This is a genomic window from Achromobacter sp. EG18, from assembly GCF_059759395.1.
Genome location: NZ_CM186213.1, coordinates 3,345,467 through 3,367,212 on the forward strand (window position 1 = coordinate 3,345,467; position 21,746 = coordinate 3,367,212).

Below are 21,746 nucleotides of genomic sequence, written 5' to 3' on the forward strand. Positions count from 1 at the left end.
AGCCGTGACAACAATGAGGGAGTCCGCAATGAAAACCATCCGTCTCATCGCTTTCGCGCTCGCCGCCGGCGTCACTGCCGGACCGGCCCTGGCGGCGCCCGCCGTCATGCTGAACAATGCCCTCATCACCCAGATTTCCAAGGCCGACAAGCCCGCCTTCCACCAGGCCGTCGCGGATGCGTTGAACAATGCCGCCGATGGCCAGAGCGTCAACTGGTCGAGCACGCCCAAGCGCAAGGCCGCGCCGATCACGGCCAAGATCACCCCGCTGCAGACCAGCAAGCTGTCCGGCGACCGCACCTGTCGCCTGCTGGAAGGGGATTTCGCCCGCACCAGCACCACCGAAACCTGGAAGTTCTGGTTCTGCAAGCAACCGGACGGCACCTGGAAGGCCAGCTCGAACTGAGCATCGCGGCCCTTGCATCGGCCAAAGAGAACGCCCGCGACATCCCAGGATGAAGCGGGCGTTTTGCCATCCGGCCGCGCCCGTGGCGCGGGCCGGCAGCCGCGTCAGCCTTCGACGCGGTTGGCGTCCAGCACCGTCATGGCCGTCATGTTGATGATGCGGCGCACGGTCGAACTGGAAGTCAGGATGTGAACCGGCGCGTTGGCGCCCAGCAGGATCGGGCCGACCGCCACGTTGCCGCCCGCGGCCGTCTTGAGCAGGTTGTAGGCGATGTTGCCGGCGTCCACGTTCGGGCACACCAGCAGGTTGGCCTCGCCCTTGAGCGTGGAGGACGGCAGGATGCGCAGGCGCAGCGCTTCGTCCAGCGCGCAGTCGCCGTGCATTTCGCCGTCGATCTCCAGTTCGGGCTCGGCTTGGCGCACCAGTTCCAGCGCGCGGCGCATCTTGGCGCCCGAGGCCGAGCTGCCCGAACCGAAGTTCGAGCGCGACAGCAACGCCACCTTCGGCGCCAGGAACATGCGCTGCATTTCCTTGGCCGCGGCGATGGTGAACTCGGCGATCTGCTCGGCCGTGGGTTCGTCGTTGACGTGCGTGTCCACCAGCACCACCGTGCGCTCGTTGAGCAGCAGGATGTTCATGGCGGCGTAGACGTTGGCGCCCGGACGGCGGCCGATCACCTCGTCGACGAAGCGCAGGTGATCGTGATAGGCGCCGACCGTGCCGCAGACCATGCCGTCGGCATCGCCCAGGTGCACCATCATCGCGCCGATCAGCGTGAGGCGGCGGCGCATTTCCACGCGCGCCATCTCCTTGGTGATGCCGCGGCGGCACATCAGTTCCCAATACGTGGTCCAGTACTGGTGGAAGCGTTCGTCGTATTCGGGGTTGGTGACTTCGACGTCCTCGCCCAGCCGCAGGCGCAGGCCGAATTTCTCGATGCGCGACAGCAGCACGGCGGGACGGCCCACCAGGATCGGGCGCGCCAGCCCTTCGTCGACGATGACCTGCACGGCGCGCAGCACGCGTTCGTCCTCGCCTTCGGTGAAGACGATGCGCGATTTGCCGCCGCCCCGCACGATGCGCTTGGCCGCCGAGAACAGCGGCTTCATGAAGGCGCCGGAGTGGTACACGAACTGCTGCAACTGCTCTTCGTAGGCTTCCAGGTCGGCCAGCGGACGCGTGGCCACGCCGCCTTCCATGGCGGCCTTGGCCACCGCCGGCGCGATGCGCACGATCAGGCGCGGATCGAACGGCTTGGGAATCAGGTACTCGGGACCGAACGAAATGTCGTAGGTGCCGTAAGCCGCGGCCACCACCTCGTTCTGCTCCTCCTCGGCCAGCTCGGCGATGGCGTACACCGCCGCCTTTTCCATTTCACGGGTGATCGTCGTGGCGCCCACATCCAGCGCGCCGCGGAAGATGTACGGGAAGCACAGCACGTTGTTGACCTGGTTCGGGTAGTCCGAACGGCCCGTCGCCATGACGACGTCGTCACGCACGCCGTGCGCCACTTCCGGCAGGATTTCCGGCGTCGGGTTGGCCAGCGCCAGGATCAGCGGGCGCGGGCCCATCTTGGCAACCATCTCGGGCTTGAGCACGCCGCCGGCCGACAGGCCCAGGAACACGTCCGCGCCCTCGATCACCTCGGCCAGCTTGCGGGCGTCGGTCTTCTGGGTGAAGCGCGCCTTGTCCGGGTCCATCAGCACGGTGCGGCCTTCGTAGACCACGCCTTCGATGTCGGTGACCCAGATGTTCTCCAGCGGCAGCCCCAGGTCCACCATCAGGTCCAGGCAGGCCAGCGCGGCCGCGCCGGCGCCCGACGTGACCACCTTGACCTTGTCGATGTCCTTGCCCACCACCTTCAGGCCGTTGATGAAGGCGGCGGAAACGGTGATGGCGGTGCCGTGCTGGTCGTCATGGAAGACGGGAATCTTCATGCGCTCGCGCAGCTTGCGCTCGACCGTGAAGCATTCGGGCGCCTTGATGTCTTCCAGGTTGATGCCGCCGAAGGTGGCTTCCAGGCCGGCGATGATCTCGACCAGCTTGTCCGGGTCGGTCTCGTTGATCTCGATGTCGAACACGTCCAGCCCGGCGAACTTCTTGAACAGCACCGCCTTGCCTTCCATCACCGGCTTGGAGGCCAGGGCACCGATATTGCCCAGGCCCAGCACCGCGGTGCCGTTGGAGATCACGCCCACCAGGTTGCCGCGGCCGGTGTAGCGGAACACATTGGCCGGGTCCGCCACGATTTCCTCGCAGGCCGCCGCCACCCCGGGCGAGTACGCCAGGGCCAGGTCACGCTGGTTGACGAGCGGCTTGGAGGCCACGACGGAGATCTTTCCCGGGGTGGGAAACTCGTGGTAATCCAGAGCGGCCTGGCGGTCGGATTGCGAATTCATGGGGCGGCGCCTCCTAGTCTTGAACAGGGAAAATTCTAGGTCGGCGGACATAAGGTGATCATTCAGATTTAATATTGTCACATCACCTTTTTCTTATGGCTTGTCTATGACGCCGTTTTCCCCGGACGAGGTTATCCGGAAACTGACCTCGCGGCTGAAGATGCGCCACCTCATGCTGCTGTTACAAATCGAGCAGCACGGCTCGCTCACCCGGGTGGCCGAGCACATGGCCACCAGCCAGCCGGCGGTGACCAATGCACTGGCCGAACTGGAAAGCATGTTCGACGTGCCGCTGTTCGAACGCTCGGTGCGCGGCATGACGCCCACGCCGCTGGGCGCGGTGGTGCTGGCGCGCGCCCGCGCGCTGGTGCACGACCTGGGGCACCTGGTGCAGGAAATGGAAGCCGTGGCCGCCGGCCATGCCGCGCACCTGCACATCGGGGTGATCCCGTTCGTGTCGGGGCAATTGCTGTCGGCCGCCATCGCCCGCACCATGCCGCAAGGACGCGGCATCACCGCCACCATCCACGAAGGCCAAGGCCCGGCCTTGCTGCGCCAGTTGCGCGACCACACCCTGGACGTGGTGGTGGGCTGGGCGACTCCGTCGGTGGACCTGGGGCAGATCGACTTCGAAGTGCTGTACCACCAGCCGCCGCGCCTGATCGCCAGCCGGCGCCTGGCCGCGCGGCTGGGACGCACGCGGCTGGAATGGAACATGCTGGCCGACTTGGACTGGATCCTGGGCACGCCGGACAGCCCGATCCGTGAACAGGTGGCCGACATCTTCCTGCGCGCCGGTCTGGCGCCGCCCACGCCGTCGGTGCAAAGCGATTCGTCCAAGCTGATCGGCGAAATGATCGTCGCCAGCGACCGCGCCGTGTCTATCCTGCCGGCCGACATCGCCGATGAACTGGTGCGTATCGCCGGCGCGGCGATCGTGCCGTATTCTTTCGACTGGACCCTGCCGCCGATTTCGCTGTTCACCCGCGCCGACGGCTTGCGCCGCAATGTCGACGCCCTGTTCGCGGCGGCCTTGCGCGAGGTCTTCAGCCGTAACGGACGGGCCTAACCGGCCCGCCAAGATACCGACACACAACGGAATCCGCCATGCACGCCAACCAATTCGTCATGCAGCGCAGCGCCCTGGCCGGCGTGCAGGCGGTGGCCGCGCGCAGCGCCCGGACGTTTGCGCGGCATACACACGAGCAGTTCGGCATCGGGGTGTTGCGGCTGGGAGGCCAGGCCTCGCACAGCGGCCGCGGCCAGGTCGAGGCCGGCCCGGGCCAGGTGATCACCGTGAACCCCGGCGAGGTGCACGACGGCGCGCCCATCGGCGGCGAACGCGCCTGGCAGATGCTGTACCTGGATCCGGCGGTGGTGGCCGAGGCGGTGGACGGCCTGCCGACCGGGGCCGGCTTCGAATTCGAGCATCCGGTGCTGGACGCGCCGGCGCTGGCGGCGGACCTGCTGGCGCTGTATGCTCAGGTCACCGCCGCCGCCGAGCCGCTGGCCTGCGACACGCTGCTGCTGCGAGTACTGGCGCGCGCCGGCCGCCAGGGCGCCCGCGAGCCCCAGCCCGGCGCTCCCGCCGCCATCCGCCACGCGCTAGGCCTGATCGATGACGCGCCCGCCGCCGCGCTGTCGCTGGCCGACCTAGCCCGGGCCTGCGGCCTGAGCCGCTTCCAGGTGCTGCGCGCCTTCCACCGCGCCACCGGCATGACGCCGCACGCCTACCAGGTGCAGCGCCGCCTGCTGCTGGCGCGCCACCTGCTGCGCCAGGGGATGGCGCTGGCCGACACCGCCGCGACCGCCGGCTTCTCCGACCAGAGCCACATGACGCGGCTGTTCTCGCGCGCCTATGGCCTGTCGCCCGGCCGCTACGCTTTGGCCGCTGCGCACTGAGAGCCTTGGCAAGCGCGACCGCGCTGCAATTTCGTTCAAGACCGCAAGCGCCGGCCGCGCCTACGCTGCAGCCTTGTCCCGACTCCGTCCCTCTCCATGAACCGAACCCAAGGGTATGCCTGCCTGGCCGCCGCCATGGCGCTGGTGGGCAGCACCGTCGTTGCCAGCAAGATCATTGCCGCCGGGCTGCCGCCCTTCACCGCCACTGCCATGCGCTTTGCGCTGGCGCTGCCCTGTTTCGCGCTGCTGGGCTGGATGGCCGGCGCGCGCCTGCCGCGCCTGGACCGGCGCGACTGGCTGCTGCTGGCGGCGCAGGCCATCGCCGGCAGCGTCGGTTACACCACCCTGCTGATCGCCGGCCTGCGACGCACGTCGGCGGTGGACGGCGGCGTCATCCTGGGCACCCTGCCGCTGGTGTCGGCCGCGATCGCCATCGCGGTGCTGGGCGAGCGGCCGGGCAAAGCCACGCTGCTGGCCATCGCCACGGCGGCGGCCGGCGTCTGGTTGATGACGCACGGCGATGCGGCATCTGGCGCCGGCTCCTGGATCGGCAATGCGCTGGTGTTGGGCGCGGTGCTGTGCGAGGGCCTTTTCATCCTGCTGCAGAAGCGGTTGCGCGCGCCGGTGCCGCCACTGGCGCTGTCGACCTTGATGTGCGCCATCGGCCTGGCCGTGTGCCTGCCGGCCAGCCTGGCGGAAGCGCCCTGGACGCTGGCGCTTTCCGCCGAGGCGCTGCTGGCGGTAGCCTATTACGCGCTGGTGCCGACCGTGGCCGGCTTCGTGCTGTGGTACGCCGGCGCCGAGCGTGTCGCAGGGTCGGAAGCCGCCCTGTTCACCGCCATCGCGCCGGTATCGGCCGTCCTGCTGGCGGCGCTGCTGCTGGACGAATCCATGTCGGCGCGCCAGCTCGCGGGCATGGCCTGCGTGCTGGGCGCCGTACTCATCCTGGGCCGGACCCGCAAACCGGCCACCGTTGCGAGGTAATCCATGCTGTTCCGCCACGCGAGCGCCATCTGGCGCGATTATCCCCAACTGTCCGCCGGCGCCCTGCACGTGCGCGGCATTCATCGGCACGCCGGGGTCGGCGACCTGGCCGCGCCGTTCCTGGAGCGCGCTCGCCTGCGGCTGGCAGGCGCCAGCGAATCCGACCTGCCGGAAATCCAGGCCTGGCGCCGCGCCTTTGCCAGCATGGGCATCAAGCCCACCCAGTACCGCTGCGCCTCGGAAGCGCTGCTGCGCCGCCTGCGCAAGGAAGGCTCGATGCCGCCGCTGCATCCGCTGATCGAACTGTGCAACGCGGTCTCCATGGCCTACGCCATCCCGGTCGCGGTGCTGGATGCGCAGCGCCTGGGATCGGCGCTGGAGGTGCGTTACGCCGACGGCACCGAGCGGTATCTCACGTTCGGCGGCGACACCGAGCATCCGGAACCAGGCGAAGTGACCTATGCCGACCCCGAAGGCCGCGCGCACGCCCGCCGCTGGACCAATCGCCAGAGCGGCCTGTCCGCGGTGCATGACGACACGCGCGAGGTGCTGATCGTGGCCGAGGCCCTGCATGACGGCGCGGCGCGCGACATCGCGCGGCTGACCGGGGAACTGCGCGCGGCGCTGGCCGAGGTGTGGCAGGCGCCGCTGCGCCATGCGGTGCTGGATGCGCGCGCGCCGGAATTCGAGGTGCGACGGGAATGAACCGGCCCGCGCCGGCGCCGCGTCAGCCGCGACTGAAGGCCAACGCGAAGTCGTCGGAAAAGATGTCGGCAAGGGATTGGCGCAAGGCGGCGGCGCGCTCCGCGCCATAGGCGGCTTCGAAGCGGCGCTGCGCGTCTTTCCACAGGCGCTTGGACTCGGCCAGTTTGTCGCGCCCGGCATCGGTCAATGCCACGCGCCGGCTGCGCCCGTCGCGCTCGTCACGCGCCATGCGCACGTAGCCGTCGCGCTCCAGCGGCTTGAGATTGTGCGCCAACGCCGAGCGGTCCAGCACCATGGCGCGCGCCAGGTCGGTCATCGAAGGCGTGCCGGCGCGCGCGATATGAACCAGGATCGAATGCTGGGATACCTTCAGGCCGCAGGGCGCCAGCACCGTGTCGTACAGCTGCGAAACGCGCCGGGTGGCCTTGCGCAGGGCGGCACCGTTGCAGACCAGCGGGTCCTGGGGAATGGCGGAGGAATCGGCGTCGGACATGGCGGATACGGACGGCAAAAGGAAAGGCGCGCGGGAAAGGCGCACGCCAGCGGGCAGGTTCACCGGACGAACCGGGCGCGGCAAGTCCATAACGCTACTGCCGCGTGCCGTCCCAGTCCAGCCCGATGTTGACATATATTGGCATATGCACGTAAATTTTACGCACCCTTCCCTCCGGCCGCCAGATCATGTCCGCCACTTCCGCCGCCACGCCTCGCCCCGCCAACGCGCGCCTGCAGGCGATGCTGCACGCGCCGATCGCGCCGACGCTGGCCCGGCTGGCCTGGCCCAATATCCTGATGATGCTGGCGCAGTCCGCCACCGGCCTGATCGAAACCTGGTTCCTGGCGCGCCTGGGAACGCCGGTGCTGGCCGGCGTGGCGCTGGTGGTGCCGGTACTGATGCTGATGCAGAACATGTCCCAGGGCGCGATGGGCGGCGGCATTTCGGCGGCCGTCGCCCGTACCCTGGGCGCGGGACGGCAACGGGAGGCCGACCAGCTGGTGCTGCACGCGGTCGTCCTGAACGCCGCGCTCGGAATCGTATTCTGCGCGCTGCTACTGGCGTTCGGGCCGCAGTTGTACCGCGCCCTGGGCGCCGATGGCGCAACGCTGGACGCGGCGCTGGCCTACTCCAACGTCATTTTTGGCGGCATCGTGCTGATGTGGCTGATGAACGCCTTTGCCAGCGTCATCCGCGGCACCGGCAACATGCTGGTGCCGGGCGCGGTGATCTGCGGCGGCGCGGCGCTGCTGGTACCGCTGTCGCCCTGCCTGATCTTCGGCTGGGGACCGTTTCCGGCGCTGGGGGTGGCGGGAGGCGGCTGGGCATTGGTCACGTACTACGCGGCGGGCACCTTGGTGCTGGGCGGCTATTGCCTGAGCGGCCGCAATGCCGCGCGGCTGACGCGCAGCCGCCTGCACCTGAGCCTGATGCGCAGCATTCTGCGGGTGGGCGCGCTGGCCACGCTCAACCCCTTGCTCACCAACGGCTTGGTGGCATTGACGGTGGCGCTGGTGGGCGCCTACGCCGGCACCGCGGCGGTGGCCGGCTACGGCATCGCGGTGCGGCTGGAATACCTGATGATTCCGCTGGCGTTCGGCCTGGGCGCGCCGATGGTGGCGATGGTCGGCGCCAACATCGGCGCCGGCCAGCCGGAACGGGCGCTGCGCATCGCGCTGACCGGCGGCGCCATGGCGTTCGCGCTGGCCGAGGTCATCGGCCTGGCGGCGGCGCTCTTTCCGGAAGCGTGGCTGCGCCTGTTCGGCGCGCAGGACCACATGCTGGCCGCGGGCGCCGCGTACCTGCGTATCGTGGGTCCGGTCTACGGCTTCTTCGCGCTGGGCTTCTCGATGTATTTCGCCTCGCAGGGCGCGGGACGCTTGAAGTGGCCGCTGTGGGCCGGCGTGCTGCGCTTGGCCATCGCAATCGGCCTGGGCGGCGCGGTGCTGCGCCTGACAGGGTCGCTCGCGGGGTTCTTCGCGGTCGCGGCGCTGGCCATGGCGGTGTACGGGCTGGTGATCCTGGCCGCCGTGGCATCGGGGTCGTGGTTCGAACGCGGCCATCTGCGCCGGCCTGGCGTGCTGTCCCAACGCTGAGCCGCGCAGGCTACGACCGCGGCGCGTCGCGCAGCGCGTAGGCGACCAGTTGCTGGGCGTAGGCCGGCAGTTCGCCGCGCACGCACAGCACCAGGTCGCGCCTGGCCCAGTCGTCCGCCAGCGCGAGGCGACGCACGCCCGCCGCGCGACCATGGCGCACGGCGGCGACGCGCGGCATGATGGCGATGCCCACGCCCTGGCCCACCAGGCGGCAGACCGCATCGAAGCTGCGCAGGCGCACCCGGTACGACAGTACCTTGCCGCCGCGGCGCGCATGGTGGGCGATGTGTTCCTGCAAGGCGCTGCCCTCGACCAGGCCGACGAATTCCTCGTCCGCGACGTCGGCCAGCAGCGCCGTCTCGCGGCCCGCCAGGCGATGGTCCGGCGGCACCACCAGCGCCAGCGGATCATGGCGAAAACGCGCCACCTGCAGACCCTGCAGGTCGGTCGAATCGGCCAGCACGCCGATGTCGCAGGTGCCGGCGCGCAGGGCGTCGGCGATTTCGTAGCTGAGGCGCTCTTGCAGATCCACCGACACGCGCGGGTGATCCTTGAGGAAGTCGCCCAGCACGGCCGGCAGATATTCGCTGAGGGCGGTGGTGTTGCACAGCACCCGCACATGGCCCTTGAGCCCCTGCCCGTAATGATCCAGCTCGCCGCGCATCCGGTCCATCTGCGCCAGCACCAGGCGCGCGTGATGCGCCAGCGTGCGCCCCGCCGGCGTGGCCTGCACGCCGCGATGCTCGCGCAGCAGCAGCGGCACGCCCAGCGTTTCCTCCATGCCGCGGATACGCTCGCTGGCCGACGCCAGCGTCATGTGCGAACGCCGCGCGCCGGCGGTGATGGAACCGGTTTCCTGCACATTGAGGAAGAGCCGCAGATCGGTAAGGTCGAAGCGCATGGCAAAAAGCGTAGCACGCCAGGCTCAGGCGCTTCCATAGGCTGCCTACGCCAGATCCCGATAGGGAGACGCCGCGCCACGGGCGCAGAATGGCGCCATCCATCATCGAAAACGGGGGTTTTCCAATGACACATGCCATCACCGGCCGCGCGGCCAGCGCCTGGTGCGCGGCGCTGCTCGCGGCGCTGGCGCTGCACTCCTCAGGCCGGGCCGAAGCCAACAATGCCCTGTCGGCCTATGCCACGCCGGTGCAGAAGTATGCGCTGGCGCTGGAGGCCCAGACACAGGGCGACTACCCCGCCATGCTGGCCTGGTTGCGGGCGGCGGCGCGCGAAGGCCACGCACCGGCCCAGCGCATGCTCGGCATTGCATTGATCGGCGGTCCGGCCCTGTACGGCGCCGGGCAGCCCGCCGACCTCTGCGAAGGCCGCCAATGGCTGCTGCGCGCAGCCGGCCAGGGCGCGGGCGACGACGTCGCCTACGCCCTGTTCGGCCGGCCGCGCGACGCGCTGACCGCGCACTGCGAGGCCGCATGAGCGCCAACGACCTGCTGGGCGCGGGCACGCCCGCGTTGCTGGCCGCGACCGCCGCGGTATTCGTGCTGGCCGGCGTGGTCAAGGGCGTGGTCGGCCTGGGCCTGCCGACCATTTCCATGGCCATGCTGGCGCTGATCATGGCGCCCGCGCAGGCCGCCGCGCTGCTGATCGTGCCGTCGCTCATCACCAACCTGTGGCAGGCGCGGCCGTGGCCGACGTTGATGCGGCTATTTCGCCGCATCGCCACCCTGCAGGCGGGCGTCTGCGCTGGCACCCTGGCCGGCGCCGCATGGTTCGGCACCCCCGCCGGCCATTGGGCCAGCGTGTGCCTGGGCGTCGCCCTGGTGGCGTATGCGGCCTGGGGGCTGTTCGGCACGCCGCCCGCGGTGTCTGCGCGGCACGAGGGCGCGCTGGGCGCCGTGGTGGGCGCGATCACCGGCCTCATCACCGCGGCTACCGGCGTGTTCGTGATTCCCGCCGTGCCCTACCTGCAAGCGTTGAACCTGGACAAGGACGGCCTGATCCAGGCGATGGGCATCTCGTTCACGGTGTCCACCGTCGCCCTGGCGGCGGGCCTGTGGCTGAACGGCAGCTATACGCCAGGCGCCGCGGGCGCCTCGGTGTTGATGCTGTTGCCGGCCCTGGCCGGCATGGCCCTGGGCCAGTGGTTGCGCGGCCGGCTGTCGGCGCGCGCCTTCAAGCAGTGCTTCATGGTCAGCCTGGCGCTGCTGGGCGCCTACCAGGTGGCGCAGGGCCTGGCCGGGTAGGCGCCCTGGCCGGGCGTCAGGCGGCCAGGCGCCGTTCGTCGACGAAGCCGATCGACACGGACATCTCGCGCCAGCGCGCCAGCTCCTGCTGCACCGACTGGATCTTGCCGCGCGCCTGGTCGAAGGCGTCGCGCCCCAGGAACAGATGCAGCGGGGCGTACTGCGCCTGCGCCGCCTGGATCAAGGCGCGCGCCGCCTTGGACGGGTCGCCGGCGGCGGGATGCCCCAGGCCGGCGCCGGCCTCGGGATGCGCCCCCTCCGCCCGCGCCCGCATCGCGCCGGGGTAGACCAGCGACACGCGCACGCCGTGCGGCGCGGCTTCCAGGGCCAGCGTTTCGCTCAATCCGCTGACGGCGAACTTGGCGGCGCTGTAGGCGCCCCAGCCCGCGCTGCCGCCATCGAACCCCAGGATCGACGAGATGTTGAACACATGGCCGCCGCGCTGCGCCCGCAGCCGCGGCATCACCGCGCGCACCACGTTCAGCACGCCGAAGACATTGATGTCGAAGCTGTCGCGCAGTTCGGCGTCCGACAGGGTTTCCAGCGCGCCGGCCAGGCCATGGCCGGCGTTGTTGACCACCACGTCGATGCGGCCGAACGCTGCCACGGTGGTGTCCACCGCGCGGCGCACATTGCCCTCGTCGGCCAGGTTCACTTCCAGCGGCAGGAAGCGGCCTTCAAGCTTGGCGCCCACCGCGTCCATCAGCGCATCGACGTCGCGCGACGTGGCCGCGACCTTGTGGCCCTGGTCGAGCAGCATCCGGACCAGCGCCAGGCCCAGGCCGCCGGAGGCGCCCGTCACAAACCAGATTTTTTCGGTGCTCATGCGATCTCCCTCTGCTTGCGGCGGCCGGCAACACGCCGGCGGCCCGCTGGCGGCCACGGATTCACGCGGAATACATCACCCCCAAGCGTGAGAGGAAGTGTAGGAATCGCGCATCGGGCCGAACAGGCTCGTTCTTGCGTGAAACCTGCCTATTTCTACGGGTTTGCCGGACGGGCCGTCGCGGCGCCCCGTCCCCGGCGGCCGGGCCCGGATATCAGCCCAGCGCGCTGCGGTAGTGTTCGCTGTCAAAGCTCGGCGCGCTGTCGGCCGGCGCGGCATCGGCCGCCGGCACGACGGCGGGAGCGGCGGCATCGACGCCGAAAAGGGAGAGTTCAGCGGTGACCAATGCAAGCAGAAGATTCGCCATGATGATTCCTTTGAGTCAAATGCCCAGACCGGCGGCGGTTGCGCCGGTCTTATATAAGACATGGGGCTCATATTGCTGGGCGCGATGGCGCGCGTCCATTTGGTTTACTCAATCAGGGCGATTGAGGGAACGCAAGGCCGTGGCTCAGCCGGCGAAGCGGCGCCGCTGGCCGGTCTGCCGCACCGCCGCCACCAGCGCCCGCGCCACCGGCTCGGCCGAACGCGCGAAGGCATAGAAGCGCGCATTCGGCAGCGCCGGCATGCCTTCTTCGCGCGACAGCGCCCGCAGCCCTGGCCGCAGCTGGCTGCGCGCCACCGGGGCCACCGCGAAACCGGCCTGCGCGGCCGCCAGGCAGCCGGCCATGCTGCCGCTTTCGAACGCCGGCGACCACGCCCGCCGCGCCTTGCCCAGCGCCGCGATCGCGGCTTCGCGGTAGACACAGGGTTCGGGGAACACCGCCAGCGGCACGCGTTCGCCGGGAAGCCAGGCCTTGTCTTCGCCCCAGGCCCACACCAGTTCCTCTTCCCACAGCAGTTCGCCCTCGTCGCGCACGCGCGAGCACTGCTTGCCGAAGACCACGTCGAGCTTGCCGCGCGCCTGCTGGCGCAGCAGGTCCGCCGTCACGCCCACCTTCAGCTCGATGGACGCCCCCGGATGCGCGCGATGGAATGCCTGCAACACCTCGGCGAGCCAGGCGCCGGCGAAGTCTTCCGAGGAGCCGATGCGCAAGCGGCCCTTCAGGCCCGCGCCGCTCAGCCGGGCGCGGGCCTCGCGCTCGAGCTCGACGATGTTGCGCGCGTAGGCGTACAGCGTTTCACCGGCGGCGGTCAGTTCGAAACTGCGCGTGGTGCGTGCCAGCAGGATGGCGCCGGCGGCCGATTCAAGGCGCTTGATGTGGCCGCTGACCGCGGACGGCGTCAGCGCCAGCGCGTCCGCCGCCAGCGCGAAACCGCCGTGGTCCACGACCTCGAGAAAGGTGCGCAGCAGTGTCAGGTCCAGCACGGCGCCGGGGGAAGTCGGGAGGGTGTCCATGGGGCGGAATCAGTACACGATTCTTTGATAATAAACCCGGATTATTCACTAATCATGATTACCCGTGCCGCTATCGTGGAACTCCCGACATCCCCGGACACGGCGCCATGCCCTCTTACTCCACGATCCATACCCCCCTGCTCGAAATCGCCTATCTCGAATGGAATCCCGCCGGCCGCCGCAGCGCGGTGCTGCTGCATGGTTGGCCCGACAGCCCGGCCGGCTGGGGCCCGGTGGCGCAACGCCTGGCCGCCGAAGGCTACCGGGTGCTGTGCCCGGCGCTGCGCGGGTTCGGCCCGACCCGCTTCCTGGACCCGGCCACGCCGCGCAGCGGCGAACTGGCGGCGCTGGGCCGCGACCTGCTGGACTTCACCGCCGCCCTGGGATTGGAGCAACCGCTGCTGGTGGGCCACGACTGGGGCGCGCGTGCCGCCGCCAACGCCTGCGGCCTGGACGCGGGCGTCGCCGCGCGGCTGGTGCTGCTGTCGGTTGGCTACGGCACCAACGATCCCGCGCAGGCCCTGCCGCTGCCCCAGGCGCGCAGCTACTGGTACCACTGGTTCATGGCCACCCCGCGCGGCGCAGCCGCCGTGCGCGACGACGCGCGCGGCTTCACCCGCTACCTGTGGGACACCTGGTCGCCGCCTGGCTGGTACACCGAGCAGGAATTCGCCGAGGCCGCGCAGGCGTTCGACAACCCCGACTGGGCGGCGGTGGTGTTGCACTCCTATCGCCACCGCTGGGGCCTGGAAGCCGGCGACCCAGCCTATGCGCAGGATGGCGCGCGGCTCACGCCGGCGCCGCGGCTGGCCGTGCCGACCCTGGTGCTGCATGGCGGCGCCGACACCTGCAACCAACCCGCCACGTCCGAAGGCAAGGCGCATTATTTCAGCGGCCGCTACGAACGCCGGGTGCTCGATGGGGTGGGACATTTCCCGCAGCGCGAGGCGCCACAGGCGGTGGCCGCCGCCATCCTGAACTTCGTCGCCGCGCCGGCGGCGCCAGGCTGACACGGCGAGCCGGCGCCGCGCAGGAAAACGGGGAATGGCGGATAATCCGCCTATTTCCCGCCGGCGCCCGCGCCTGGCAGCATTCGGAGTCAGCTATGTATCGCGGCATTGAAGCGATCGAACAATTCATGATGTCCATCGGACTGACCTGGCAGCCCGGCCGCACCGAGAGCGCCGAACTGCGCGCCAGCTACCGTATAGGCAACACCCGGCCGCTGGGCATCGATCGCACGCTGGTGGAATTCCACTGCGATGCCAAGCGCCCCAAGGTCTGGGTGCCGGAATTCTCGCGCACCAGCTTCCACCAGTGGTTCGAAGTGCCGTTCCAGGAGTTCGAATTCACGCCGGGCGGCTCGATGCTGAAGATCAAGGCCGCCGCGCGCGGCAATGCCCCGCCCTACAGCGTGGGACTGAAGCCGCTCGCCTGAACGGCCTTGCCCGCCCGGCCGTCTCCGGGCCCTCCTAGAGCGCCTTGTACATGATGGTCGTGCCGTCCAGCCTGGACGGATCGCGCGCGTCGCGGGCGAATCCCGGAATCACCCCCACGGTGTGATAACCCAGCGAGGCGTAGAGCGGCTCGGCATTGTCGCCGGTCCGCGTATCCAGCGTGATCAGGCTGCGCCCGGCCGCCACGGCCGCGGCTTCCGCCGCCCGCATCAGCGCCCGCGCAATGCCCTGGCGCCGGAAATCGGGATGCACCATCAGCTTGCGGATCTCGGCGCGATGCGGCTGGTTCGGCGGCGTGTCGCAATCGAGCTGCACCGAACCGGCGATACGGCCGTCGTGCCACGCCACCAGCAAGGCCAGGCGGCCGGCCGCCAGCGGCGGCAGCACCTTGTCGCGCCAGAAGGCCTGCGCCTCGTCGATCGAATACGGCAGCACGAAACTGATGCTGGCGCCGTCCTGAACACAAGCATGCAAGAGCGCGCCCAGCTCGGGCAAGCGATCGCGCGCCTGGTCGGCGGACAGGGAAGTCAAGGCAGGCAGGCAGGGAGACATGGCGGACTCAGATGATGAACAGCAGGTAGCGGGCGCCGCTGTGCGGCGGGGTATCGAAAGCGCTGGCGCCGTAAAGCTGGTATCGCAGGCAATCGCCGCGCGCCAGAGTATGGGATTGGCCGTCGACGCGGACCGACAGTTCGCCTTCGAGCATGACCAGATGATGTTCAAGTCCGGCGCGCGGCGAATGCTCGTAGGCAATGTGGGTGGCCGCGGGGAGTTCGCAGGCCAGCACTTCGCCGGCCAGCTTCTGCGAGGGCGGCGAGACCGAGCGGCGCCGGAAGCCCGTGCCGCCATCGACCCACAGCGCCTGCGCCGCGCTCGGCACGAGCGGGGTGAAGTCGTCTTCGACCATGCGCATCAGGCGCGACATCGTCATGCCGTAGGCCCCGCACAGCTTGCCCAGCACGCTGGCGGTGGGACTGACCTCGGCATTTTCCAGGCGCGACAGCGTGGCGCGGCTGACGCCCGCGCGCCCGGCCAGTTCGTCCAGCGACCAGCCGCGTTCGACACGCAGCGTTTTCAGGCGATCGGCCAGGCGTTGGTCCAGGTCGGCTTCGGGAGCGAATGAATTTTCCATATTCGGGAATTTATCCCATATATGGAAATACATCAACGGTGCCCGCTGGCGGGCCACGCGAATGCGTTCCTGCCTGCGACGCAGCCGAGCCCTTCGACGGCCATGGCGACAATTCGGCACAATACGGCCCATGCCTACCCTCCGTTTCCTGTCCATGACCGCTCTGTGCCTTGGCATTCTCACCGGCTGCGGGCTGCCGCCCCGGGCGACGACCAACCCGACCCAGGCGCTGGCGCCGGACGTGGCGCGCGACACGCCGCTGGGCCGGGCCATTACGCCGCTGGCGGCCGAACACCCCGGCAAGTCCGGCATCCACGCGCTGGCCGACGCCCACGACGCGTTCGCCGCGCGCATGATGCTGGCGCGCACCGCGCAACGCAGCCTGGATGTGCAGTACTACATCTGGCACGACGACATGACCGGCACCATGCTGATGGAAGCCCTGCACGCGGCAGCCGACCGCGGCGTGCGGGTGCGCCTGCTGCTGGACGACAACGGCACCTCCGGACTGGACACGGTGCTGGCGGCCATGGACGCGCACCCGAACATCGAGGTGCGGCTGTACAACCCCTTCGCGGTACGCTGGCCCAAGGCCATCGGTTACCTGACCGACTTCCGCCGCCTGAACCGGCGCATGCACAACAAGTCCTTCACCGCCGACAACCAGGCCACCATCGTCGGCGGCCGCAACATCGGCGACGAGTATTTCGGCGCGGCCGAAGGCGTGCTGTTCTCCGACCTGGACGTGCTGGCCGTGGGCCCCGTAGTGCAGGACGTCTCAAGCGACTTCGACCGCTATTGGGCCAGCCAGTCGGCCTATCCCGTGGCCGGCCTGCTCAAGCCCGCCGGCCCTGACCAGCTCGCTGCGCTGGCCCGGCGGGCGGCCGCCGTCGAGCAGTCGCCCGCGGCGGCGGCCTACGCCGAAGCCATGCGCCAGCTGCCCTTCATCCAGCAGCTGCTGCGCGGCGAGCTGGCCCTGGAATGGGCCCCGACCCGCATGGTGAGCGACGATCCGCGCAAGACCCTGGGCACCGCGCCGGCCGACGCCATGCTGTCGCACCAGTTGCACGACATCATCGGCACGCCCGCCACCGACGTGGAATTGGTATCGCCCTACTTCGTGCCCACCGCCAGCGGCACCGCCGCCTTCGCGGCGATGGCGCGGCGCGGGGTCAAGGTGCGGGTCCTGACCAACGCGCTGGAGGCCACCGACGTGGCGGTGGTGCATTCCGGCTACGCCACGCGCCGCCGCGAGCTGCTGGCGGCCGGGGTCGAGCTGTTCGAGATGAAGCGGCAGGCGGGCGAGATCGGGCGCAACAAGAGCCTGGGGCCGTTCGGCAGCTCCGGCTCCAGCCTGCACGCCAAGACCTTCGCGGTGGACGGGCGCGGCGTATTCGTCGGGTCGTTCAATTTCGATCCGCGCTCGGCCCGCCTGAACACCGAACTGGGCTTCGTCATCGACAGCCCGGCCTTGGCGCGGCACATCGCCACGGCCTTCGACCAGGACATCCCGCGCAATGCCTATCGTGTCTGCCAGGACGACCAGGACCGGCTCTACTGGCTGGAGCAGCGCGAAGGCCGCACGATCCGGCACGACACCGAGCCCGGCACCACCGCCTGGCAGCGGTTCTCGGTCTGGTTCGTGTCGCTGCTGCCGATCGAGTCGCTGCTGTAGTCCGGCCGCAAGCAGCCGTCCAAGCCAACACGCAGGTTGACGGAAAGGCCACGGCGCGGGCGGCGGAGCAAATTACGGAGTTCACGCCGGCCGCGCCGGCGGTAGACTGGATATCCACCGACTTCCCGCCCCGCTTTTCCCATGAGCAAGCTCGACACCCTGGACTGGACCCGCATCGCCGCCGACCTGGACGCGCGCGGCCACGCCGTGGTCGCCGGCCTGCTCACGCCCGCGCAATGCCAGGCGCTGGCGGCCGGCTACGACGACGAGCACCGCTACCGCAGCCGCATCGTCATGAGCCGCCACGGTTTCGGCCGCGGCGAGTACAAGTACTTCGCCTATCCCTTGCCGCGCCTGCTGCACAACTTGCGCACCGCGCTGTATCCGCGGCTGGCGCCGATCGCCAACCGCTGGAACCGGCAGATGGGCATCGCGGTGCAATATCCGGCCGAGCATGCCGCCTTCCTGGCGCGTTGCCACCAGGCGGGCCAGCGCCGGCCCACGCCGCTGATTCTTCGGTACGGAGCCGGCGACTACAACTGCCTGCACCAGGACCTGTATGGCGAACATGTGTTCCCCTTGCAGGTCGCGGTGCTGCTGTCGCGGCCGGACGAAGACTTCACCGGCGGCGAATTCGTCATGACCGAAACCGACAGCGCCGGCCAACGCGCCGAGGTATTGCCGCTGCGCCAGGGCGATGCGCTGGTGTTCACCGTCAACCAGCGACCGGTGGCCGGCGCGCGCGGCTGGCGCCGCGTGGCCATGCGCCACGGCGTCAGCGCCTTGCGCGGCGGCCGGCGCCACACGCTCGGCGTGATCTTCCACGACGCGACCTGACATGGGAACCAGCCTGAACCTGTTTGACGACGAAGAGATCGCGCAGACCGGCCGCGAACGCATCGGCGCGCAGTCGATGGTGCTGCGCGGCTACGCGCTGCCGGCGGCGCAGGCGCTGCTGGCCGGCGTCGACACGGTGCGCCGCCAGGCGCCCTTTCGCCACATGGTCACCCCCGGCGGCCTGCCCATGTCGGTGGCGCTGACCAACTGCGGCCGCCATGGCTGGACCAGCGACGAACACGGTTACCGCTATACGCGCGAGGATCCGCTGTCGGGATTGCCCTGGCCCGCCATGCCCGAGGCCTTCGACACGCTGGCGCGCGCGGCCGCGCTGGCGGCGGGCTTTCCCGGCTTCGCGCCGGACGCCTGCCTGGTCAATCGCTATCAACCGGGATCGCGGCTGTCGCTGCACCAGGACAAGGACGAGCGCGACTACGGCGCCCCCATCGTCTCGGTGTCGCTCGGCATGCCGGCGGTGTTCCTGTTCGGCGGCCACGCGCGCGGCGATCGCGCCGTGCACGTGCCGCTGTTCCATGGCGACGTGGTGGTGTGGGGCGGCGTCGACCGGCTGCGCTATCACGGCGTGCTGCCGCTCAAGGACCGCCCCCATCCCACGCTGGGCAGCGTGCGGATCAACTTCACCATCCGCCAGGCCGGCTGAAGCGGCCCGCCTCAGGCGGCGCGCAGCGCCACCTTGGGAAAATCCACCGGCACGTCGAAGGCGACGTTGACGTAGTTGGTGAACAGGTTCAGCGCCACGTGCGCCAGCAGTTCCACGATCTCGCCGTCGTCGAAGCCCGCCTGGCGCAAAGCGACGACGTCGGCATCATTGACCTGGCCGTGGCCGCGCACCAGCTTGAGCGCGAACGCCAGCGCCGCCGCGGTGCGCGGATCGTCGGCCTGTCCGGCCTGGGCGGCGGCCATCTGCTCGGCGCTGGCGCCGGCCTTGCGGCCGAGCGCGGTGTGCGCGGCCAGGCAATATTCGCAGCGGTTGCTGTCGGCCACCGCCACGGCGATCTTCTCGCCCAGTTGCGGCGACAGCGTGCCGCCGCCGAGCGCGCCGAAGGCGGCCCACATGCTGGCCAGGGCCGCGGGCGAATTGGCCACCGCGCGGAACATATTGGGGGTGGCGCCGAACGCCCCGTGGATCTGGCGCAGCAGATCCTGGCTGGCGGCCGGAGCGGTGGCGGTGTCGAGCAGGGGTACACGGGACATGATGGTTTCCTTTGAAAGTGGGAGGGCATCGCGGCGCTGACCGGAAGGGTCCGTCGCCTGGCATCCAGTATTCCCTTTGCGGCAGTATCATTGGATACTTTACGTCCATCAAACATACCCATTCGTCCAAGCACCATGCCACAGCCCGTCGACCGCCTCTCCGCCCTCCTGGAACAGTTCCGCGCCCGCGCGCGCCTGTTCCACAGCGGCCCGATGTGCGGGCTGACCCGCTTCCCGCCCGAGGACGGACGCGGATTCCTGCACGTGCTGCGGCGCGGCCGGATGGAGGTCCGCCATCCGGCGGGTCAGGACCTGCCGCGCCGCCTGGCGCTGGATGAACCGACCTTGCTGTTCTACCCCCGGCCCGTGCGGCACGACTTCCACAACCCGCCGCGCGACGGCAGCGACTTCACCTGCGCCACGCTGGATTTCGATGGCGGCGCGCGCAATCCGCTGGTGCGCGCGCTGCCGCCCCTGATCGCGCTGCCACTGGCGCGGATCAACGGGCTGGAACAGTCATTGGCATTGCTGTTCGCCGAGACCGAATCGGTGCGTTGCGGCCAGCGCCTGCTGGCCGACAAGCTGTTCGAAGTCGTGCTGATCCAACTGTTGCGCTGGCTGGTCGACCACCCCGACGAGGCCGGCATCCAGGCCGGCCTGATGGCGGGCCTGGCCGATCCCCGGCTGGCGCGCGCGCTGGTCGCCATGCACCAGGCGCCGGGCGCGTCCTGGACCCTGGCCGCGCTGGCGCAGGAAGCCGGCATGTCGCGCAGCGCCTTCGCCGCCGCGTTCCGCGATGCGGTCGGCCAACCGCCCGCCGACTACCTGGCGGACTGGCGCCTGGCCCTGGCCCAGGCCCGGCTGCGCCAGGGCCGGCCAGTCAAGGTCATCGCCGCCGAGCTGGGCTACGCCAACGCCTCGGCGCTGTCGCGCGCCTTCAGCCGCAAGCTCGGCTCATCGCCGCGCGGCTGGCTCGACCAGCCCGCCGGCTAGCGCCGCCTGGCCCGCATGCGGGTTCCCCAGAACTGGCGGCTGGCGGCGAGCGGCCCTACTATCGAGCACCCTTTCCGCCCCTTGGGAATCCCATGCGCCCGCGCCTTGCCCTTGCCGTTCTGTGCCTGTCGGCCCTCCCGTCCGCCGGCGCCGCCGAACCGGCCGCCGGCGTCGAGAATTCGCTCGGCATGCCGTTCGTCACGGTGCCGGCGGGCCGCTTCCTGATGGGCAGCGACGAAGCGCCCGAGACGCTGGCGCGCGACTATCCGCAGTACCCTCGGGAGCGTTTCACGCAATTGTTCGACGAAGCGCCGGTGCATGCCGTGCGCATCACCCGGCCGTTCCAGCTGATGGCCACCGAGGTCACCGTGGGCCAGTTCCGCCGCTTCCTGGAAGCCTCCGGCTACGTGCCGGAATCCGAAGCGGACGGCACCGGCGGTTATGGCTACAACGCGGCCTATGATCCCGACGCGTCCGAGCGCGGCGATGCCTTCGAAGGCCGCGATCGCCGCTATTCGTGGCGCAATCCCGGCTTCCCCCAGACCGACGCCCATCCGGTGGTCAACGTCAGCTGGAACGACGCCGTCGCCATGGCGCGCTGGCTGAGCCAGCGCGAAGGCCGCGTCTACCGCCTGCCGACCGAGGCCGAATGGGAATACGCGGCGCGCGCCGGCGGCCGGGGCCGCTATCAGCATGGCGACGATCCGGCGGCCCTGGCGGAAGTGGCCAACACTTTCGACGCCGACGCCGCGCCGCTCTGGCCCAAGTGGCAGGCCTACGCGGTGGCGCGCAGCGACGGCCATCGCTACACCGCGCCAGTCGCCAGCTACGCGCCCAACGCCTTCGGGCTGTACGACATGCACGGCAACGCCTGGGAATGGGTGGCCGATTGGTACGGCGAGGACTACTACGCGCACTCGCCGCGCGACGACCCGCAAGGCCCCGCCAGCGGCAACGTGCGGGTGCGCCGCGGCGGCTCGTGGCACACCTGGCCGCTCTACACGCGCTCGGCCTACCGCAACTGGAATACTCCCGAAACGCGCTATCCGCTGGTCGGATTCCGGCTGCTGCGCGAAGTGGCGCCATGAAGACCGGTTAGCATAGCCGCAAGCCTAACTTTCAAAAGAGTCCGACATGCATTCGCTGGGCCGCCTCGTCCTGCTGGTCAACGATTACGACACCGCCATCGCCTTCTACCAGGACAAGCTGGGCATGGAGGTGTTCGTCGACATGGCGGTGGGGCCGCAGCGCTATGTGCACCTGCGCCTGCCCGAGCAACCCTCGGTGGGCGTCTGGCTGTTGCAGGCGCAGACCCAGGCCCAGCGCGACCGCGTCGGCGACCAGACCGGCGGCCAGCCGGTGGGGGTGTTCTACACCGACGACGTGGCGCGCGACCACGCCCGCTTCGCCGCGCGCGGCGTGCGCTTCACCCGAGAGCCCGTCGACGACACCGCGGCCGTCTATGCGCATTTCATCGACCTGTACGGCAACGAGTTCGTGCTGGTGCAGTTGAAGTAGTCC

General features: G+C 69.9%; 25 protein-coding genes. 16 read left to right on the plus strand and 9 right to left on the minus strand.

Annotation, left to right across the window (positions count from 1 at the left end; genetic code table 11):
* The first annotated feature begins 28 nt into the window (after positions 1-28).
* Complete coding sequence (locus AC6CR5_RS15295) at positions 29-406, plus strand: hypothetical protein (RefSeq protein WP_006387436.1); 378 nt, start codon at positions 29-31, stop codon at positions 404-406.
* A gap of 104 nt (positions 407-510) precedes the next feature.
* Here AC6CR5_RS15295 and AC6CR5_RS15300 read toward each other — a convergent pair whose 3' ends face one another.
* Entirely contained in the window at positions 511-2,805 is a 2,295-nt protein-coding gene (locus tag AC6CR5_RS15300; RefSeq protein WP_024070246.1) for an NADP-dependent malic enzyme, read from the minus strand.
* A gap of 106 nt (positions 2,806-2,911) precedes the next feature.
* Between AC6CR5_RS15300 and AC6CR5_RS15305 the strand changes: the two genes are divergently transcribed.
* The 4 genes from AC6CR5_RS15305 to AC6CR5_RS15320 all read left to right on the plus strand — a co-directional run bounded on the left by AC6CR5_RS15305 (position 2,912) and on the right by AC6CR5_RS15320 (position 6,396).
* Positions 2,912-3,874, plus strand: coding sequence for a LysR substrate-binding domain-containing protein (locus AC6CR5_RS15305; RefSeq protein ID WP_006387434.1), 963 nt, complete (start codon positions 2,912-2,914; stop codon positions 3,872-3,874).
* A 38-nt stretch (positions 3,875-3,912) separates the two neighbouring features.
* Positions 3,913-4,707 carry an AraC family transcriptional regulator gene (locus AC6CR5_RS15310; protein WP_054504740.1) on the plus strand — a complete coding sequence of 265 codons (795 nt, stop codon included), beginning with the start codon at positions 3,913-3,915 and terminating at the stop codon, positions 4,705-4,707.
* Positions 4,708-4,803: 96 nt separating this feature from the next.
* Complete coding sequence (locus AC6CR5_RS15315) at positions 4,804-5,691, plus strand: DMT family transporter (RefSeq protein WP_026384159.1); 888 nt, start codon at positions 4,804-4,806, stop codon at positions 5,689-5,691.
* A 3-nt stretch (positions 5,692-5,694) separates the two neighbouring features.
* Positions 5,695-6,396 carry a B3/B4 domain-containing protein gene (locus AC6CR5_RS15320; protein ID WP_026384158.1) on the plus strand — a complete coding sequence of 234 codons (702 nt, stop codon included), beginning with the start codon at positions 5,695-5,697 and terminating at the stop codon, positions 6,394-6,396.
* 22 nt (positions 6,397-6,418) lie between these two features.
* Here AC6CR5_RS15320 and AC6CR5_RS15325 read toward each other — a convergent pair whose 3' ends face one another.
* The gene (locus tag AC6CR5_RS15325) at positions 6,419-6,889 is read right to left on the minus strand and encodes a MarR family winged helix-turn-helix transcriptional regulator (RefSeq protein WP_006387429.1); all 471 of its coding nucleotides are present in this window, start codon (positions 6,887-6,889) and stop codon (positions 6,419-6,421) included.
* 188 nt (positions 6,890-7,077) lie between these two features.
* Between AC6CR5_RS15325 and AC6CR5_RS15330 the strand changes: the two genes are divergently transcribed.
* Positions 7,078-8,487 (plus strand): MATE family efflux transporter, encoded by a 1,410-nt coding sequence (locus AC6CR5_RS15330; protein ID WP_223821515.1) that lies wholly within the window; start codon positions 7,078-7,080, stop codon positions 8,485-8,487.
* 10 nt (positions 8,488-8,497) lie between these two features.
* On the opposite strand, the gene AC6CR5_RS15335 is transcribed toward AC6CR5_RS15330, so the two are convergent.
* Entirely contained in the window at positions 8,498-9,388 is an 891-nt protein-coding gene (locus tag AC6CR5_RS15335; RefSeq protein WP_006387427.1) for a LysR substrate-binding domain-containing protein, read from the minus strand.
* Between the two features lie 125 nt (positions 9,389-9,513).
* Between AC6CR5_RS15335 and AC6CR5_RS15340 the strand changes: the two genes are divergently transcribed.
* Positions 9,514-9,924, plus strand: coding sequence for an SEL1-like repeat protein (locus tag AC6CR5_RS15340; protein ID WP_024070251.1), 411 nt, complete (start codon positions 9,514-9,516; stop codon positions 9,922-9,924).
* Positions 9,921-10,691 carry a sulfite exporter TauE/SafE family protein gene (locus AC6CR5_RS15345; RefSeq protein ID WP_498084679.1) on the plus strand — a complete coding sequence of 257 codons (771 nt, stop codon included), beginning with the start codon at positions 9,921-9,923 and terminating at the stop codon, positions 10,689-10,691. Before AC6CR5_RS15340 ends, AC6CR5_RS15345 begins: the two co-directional genes overlap by 4 nt.
* Positions 10,692-10,707: 16 nt before the next feature.
* Here the strand turns inward: AC6CR5_RS15345 and AC6CR5_RS15350 are convergent, their stop codons facing one another.
* The 3 genes from AC6CR5_RS15350 to AC6CR5_RS15360 form a co-directional block, all read right to left on the minus strand.
* On the minus strand, positions 10,708-11,517 hold the full coding sequence (locus AC6CR5_RS15350) for an SDR family oxidoreductase (protein WP_020926565.1): 810 nt from the start codon (positions 11,515-11,517) through the stop codon (positions 10,708-10,710).
* A gap of 214 nt (positions 11,518-11,731) precedes the next feature.
* Positions 11,732-11,884, minus strand: coding sequence for a hypothetical protein (locus AC6CR5_RS15355; protein ID WP_024070254.1), 153 nt, complete (start codon positions 11,882-11,884; stop codon positions 11,732-11,734).
* A 144-nt stretch (positions 11,885-12,028) separates the two neighbouring features.
* Positions 12,029-12,916, minus strand: a complete 888-nt coding sequence (locus AC6CR5_RS15360; protein WP_020926563.1) for a LysR family transcriptional regulator — start codon at positions 12,914-12,916, stop codon at positions 12,029-12,031.
* Positions 12,917-13,023: 107 nt separating this feature from the next.
* Between AC6CR5_RS15360 and AC6CR5_RS15365 the strand changes: the two genes are divergently transcribed.
* Both AC6CR5_RS15365 and AC6CR5_RS15370 read left to right on the plus strand, forming a co-directional pair.
* The gene (locus tag AC6CR5_RS15365) at positions 13,024-13,926 is read left to right on the plus strand and encodes an alpha/beta fold hydrolase (protein ID WP_107316199.1); all 903 of its coding nucleotides are present in this window, start codon (positions 13,024-13,026) and stop codon (positions 13,924-13,926) included.
* Positions 13,927-14,021: 95 nt separating this feature from the next.
* Positions 14,022-14,354, plus strand: coding sequence for a hypothetical protein (locus tag AC6CR5_RS15370; RefSeq protein ID WP_020926561.1), 333 nt, complete (start codon positions 14,022-14,024; stop codon positions 14,352-14,354).
* Between the two features lie 34 nt (positions 14,355-14,388).
* Here AC6CR5_RS15370 and AC6CR5_RS15375 read toward each other — a convergent pair whose 3' ends face one another.
* The gene (locus tag AC6CR5_RS15375) at positions 14,389-14,925 is read right to left on the minus strand and encodes a GNAT family N-acetyltransferase (RefSeq protein ID WP_026384153.1); all 537 of its coding nucleotides are present in this window, start codon (positions 14,923-14,925) and stop codon (positions 14,389-14,391) included.
* A gap of 7 nt (positions 14,926-14,932) precedes the next feature.
* Positions 14,933-15,505 carry a helix-turn-helix domain-containing protein gene (locus AC6CR5_RS15380; protein ID WP_035183043.1) on the minus strand — a complete coding sequence of 191 codons (573 nt, stop codon included), beginning with the start codon at positions 15,503-15,505 and terminating at the stop codon, positions 14,933-14,935.
* Between the two features lie 130 nt (positions 15,506-15,635).
* On the opposite strand from AC6CR5_RS15380, the gene AC6CR5_RS15385 reads away from it, so the two are divergent.
* The 3 genes from AC6CR5_RS15385 (at position 15,636) to alkB (ending at position 18,678) form a co-directional block, all read left to right on the plus strand.
* Positions 15,636-17,180, plus strand: a complete 1,545-nt coding sequence (locus AC6CR5_RS15385; protein WP_498084680.1) for a phospholipase D family protein — start codon at positions 15,636-15,638, stop codon at positions 17,178-17,180.
* Positions 17,181-17,321: 141 nt separating this feature from the next.
* On the plus strand, positions 17,322-18,017 hold the full coding sequence (locus AC6CR5_RS15390) for a 2OG-Fe(II) oxygenase (RefSeq protein ID WP_006387417.1): 696 nt from the start codon (positions 17,322-17,324) through the stop codon (positions 18,015-18,017).
* A gap of 1 nt (position 18,018) precedes the next feature.
* Positions 18,019-18,678 (plus strand): DNA oxidative demethylase AlkB, encoded by a 660-nt coding sequence (gene alkB / locus AC6CR5_RS15395; protein WP_026384151.1) that lies wholly within the window; start codon positions 18,019-18,021, stop codon positions 18,676-18,678.
* An 11-nt stretch (positions 18,679-18,689) separates the two neighbouring features.
* Here the strand turns inward: alkB and AC6CR5_RS15400 are convergent, their stop codons facing one another.
* A complete protein-coding gene (locus tag AC6CR5_RS15400) occupies positions 18,690-19,232 on the minus strand; it encodes a carboxymuconolactone decarboxylase family protein (RefSeq protein WP_498084681.1) in 543 nt (180 codons plus the stop codon).
* A gap of 135 nt (positions 19,233-19,367) precedes the next feature.
* Between AC6CR5_RS15400 and AC6CR5_RS15405 the strand changes: the two genes are divergently transcribed.
* The 3 genes from AC6CR5_RS15405 (at position 19,368) to AC6CR5_RS15415 (ending at position 21,743) form a co-directional block, all read left to right on the plus strand.
* Positions 19,368-20,225, plus strand: a complete 858-nt coding sequence (locus tag AC6CR5_RS15405) for an AraC family transcriptional regulator (protein ID WP_437257328.1) — start codon at positions 19,368-19,370, stop codon at positions 20,223-20,225.
* Positions 20,226-20,317: 92 nt separating this feature from the next.
* The gene (locus tag AC6CR5_RS15410; RefSeq protein WP_437257327.1) at positions 20,318-21,313 is read left to right on the plus strand and encodes a formylglycine-generating enzyme family protein; all 996 of its coding nucleotides are present in this window, start codon (positions 20,318-20,320) and stop codon (positions 21,311-21,313) included.
* 46 nt (positions 21,314-21,359) lie between these two features.
* On the plus strand, positions 21,360-21,743 hold the full coding sequence (locus AC6CR5_RS15415; protein WP_006387410.1) for a VOC family protein: 384 nt from the start codon (positions 21,360-21,362) through the stop codon (positions 21,741-21,743).
* Positions 21,744-21,746: the final 3 nt, after the last annotated feature.

Coding starts and splice junctions, on each gene's coding strand:
- AC6CR5_RS15295 (WP_006387436.1), top strand. CDS start 29: ATGAAAACCATCCGTCTCATCGCTTTCGCGCTCGCCGCCGGCGTCACT.
- AC6CR5_RS15300 (WP_024070246.1), bottom strand. CDS start 2,805: ATGAATTCGCAATCCGACCGCCAGGCCGCTCTGGATTACCACGAGTTT.
- AC6CR5_RS15305 (WP_006387434.1), top strand. CDS start 2,912: ATGACGCCGTTTTCCCCGGACGAGGTTATCCGGAAACTGACCTCGCGG.
- AC6CR5_RS15310 (WP_054504740.1), top strand. CDS start 3,913: ATGCACGCCAACCAATTCGTCATGCAGCGCAGCGCCCTGGCCGGCGTG.
- AC6CR5_RS15315 (WP_026384159.1), top strand. CDS start 4,804: ATGAACCGAACCCAAGGGTATGCCTGCCTGGCCGCCGCCATGGCGCTG.
- AC6CR5_RS15320 (WP_026384158.1), top strand. CDS start 5,695: ATGCTGTTCCGCCACGCGAGCGCCATCTGGCGCGATTATCCCCAACTG.
- AC6CR5_RS15325 (WP_006387429.1), bottom strand. CDS start 6,889: ATGTCCGACGCCGATTCCTCCGCCATTCCCCAGGACCCGCTGGTCTGC.
- AC6CR5_RS15330 (WP_223821515.1), top strand. CDS start 7,078: ATGTCCGCCACTTCCGCCGCCACGCCTCGCCCCGCCAACGCGCGCCTG.
- AC6CR5_RS15335 (WP_006387427.1), bottom strand. CDS start 9,388: ATGCGCTTCGACCTTACCGATCTGCGGCTCTTCCTCAATGTGCAGGAA.
- AC6CR5_RS15340 (WP_024070251.1), top strand. CDS start 9,514: ATGACACATGCCATCACCGGCCGCGCGGCCAGCGCCTGGTGCGCGGCG.
- AC6CR5_RS15345 (WP_498084679.1), top strand. CDS start 9,921: ATGAGCGCCAACGACCTGCTGGGCGCGGGCACGCCCGCGTTGCTGGCC.
- AC6CR5_RS15350 (WP_020926565.1), bottom strand. CDS start 11,517: ATGAGCACCGAAAAAATCTGGTTTGTGACGGGCGCCTCCGGCGGCCTG.
- AC6CR5_RS15355 (WP_024070254.1), bottom strand. CDS start 11,884: ATGGCGAATCTTCTGCTTGCATTGGTCACCGCTGAACTCTCCCTTTTC.
- AC6CR5_RS15360 (WP_020926563.1), bottom strand. CDS start 12,916: ATGGACACCCTCCCGACTTCCCCCGGCGCCGTGCTGGACCTGACACTG.
- AC6CR5_RS15365 (WP_107316199.1), top strand. CDS start 13,024: ATGCCCTCTTACTCCACGATCCATACCCCCCTGCTCGAAATCGCCTAT.
- AC6CR5_RS15370 (WP_020926561.1), top strand. CDS start 14,022: ATGTATCGCGGCATTGAAGCGATCGAACAATTCATGATGTCCATCGGA.
- AC6CR5_RS15375 (WP_026384153.1), bottom strand. CDS start 14,925: ATGTCTCCCTGCCTGCCTGCCTTGACTTCCCTGTCCGCCGACCAGGCG.
- AC6CR5_RS15380 (WP_035183043.1), bottom strand. CDS start 15,505: ATGGAAAATTCATTCGCTCCCGAAGCCGACCTGGACCAACGCCTGGCC.
- AC6CR5_RS15385 (WP_498084680.1), top strand. CDS start 15,636: ATGCCTACCCTCCGTTTCCTGTCCATGACCGCTCTGTGCCTTGGCATT.
- AC6CR5_RS15390 (WP_006387417.1), top strand. CDS start 17,322: ATGAGCAAGCTCGACACCCTGGACTGGACCCGCATCGCCGCCGACCTG.
- alkB (WP_026384151.1), top strand. CDS start 18,019: ATGGGAACCAGCCTGAACCTGTTTGACGACGAAGAGATCGCGCAGACC.
- AC6CR5_RS15400 (WP_498084681.1), bottom strand. CDS start 19,232: ATGTCCCGTGTACCCCTGCTCGACACCGCCACCGCTCCGGCCGCCAGC.
- AC6CR5_RS15405 (WP_437257328.1), top strand. CDS start 19,368: ATGCCACAGCCCGTCGACCGCCTCTCCGCCCTCCTGGAACAGTTCCGC.
- AC6CR5_RS15410 (WP_437257327.1), top strand. CDS start 20,318: ATGCGCCCGCGCCTTGCCCTTGCCGTTCTGTGCCTGTCGGCCCTCCCG.
- AC6CR5_RS15415 (WP_006387410.1), top strand. CDS start 21,360: ATGCATTCGCTGGGCCGCCTCGTCCTGCTGGTCAACGATTACGACACC.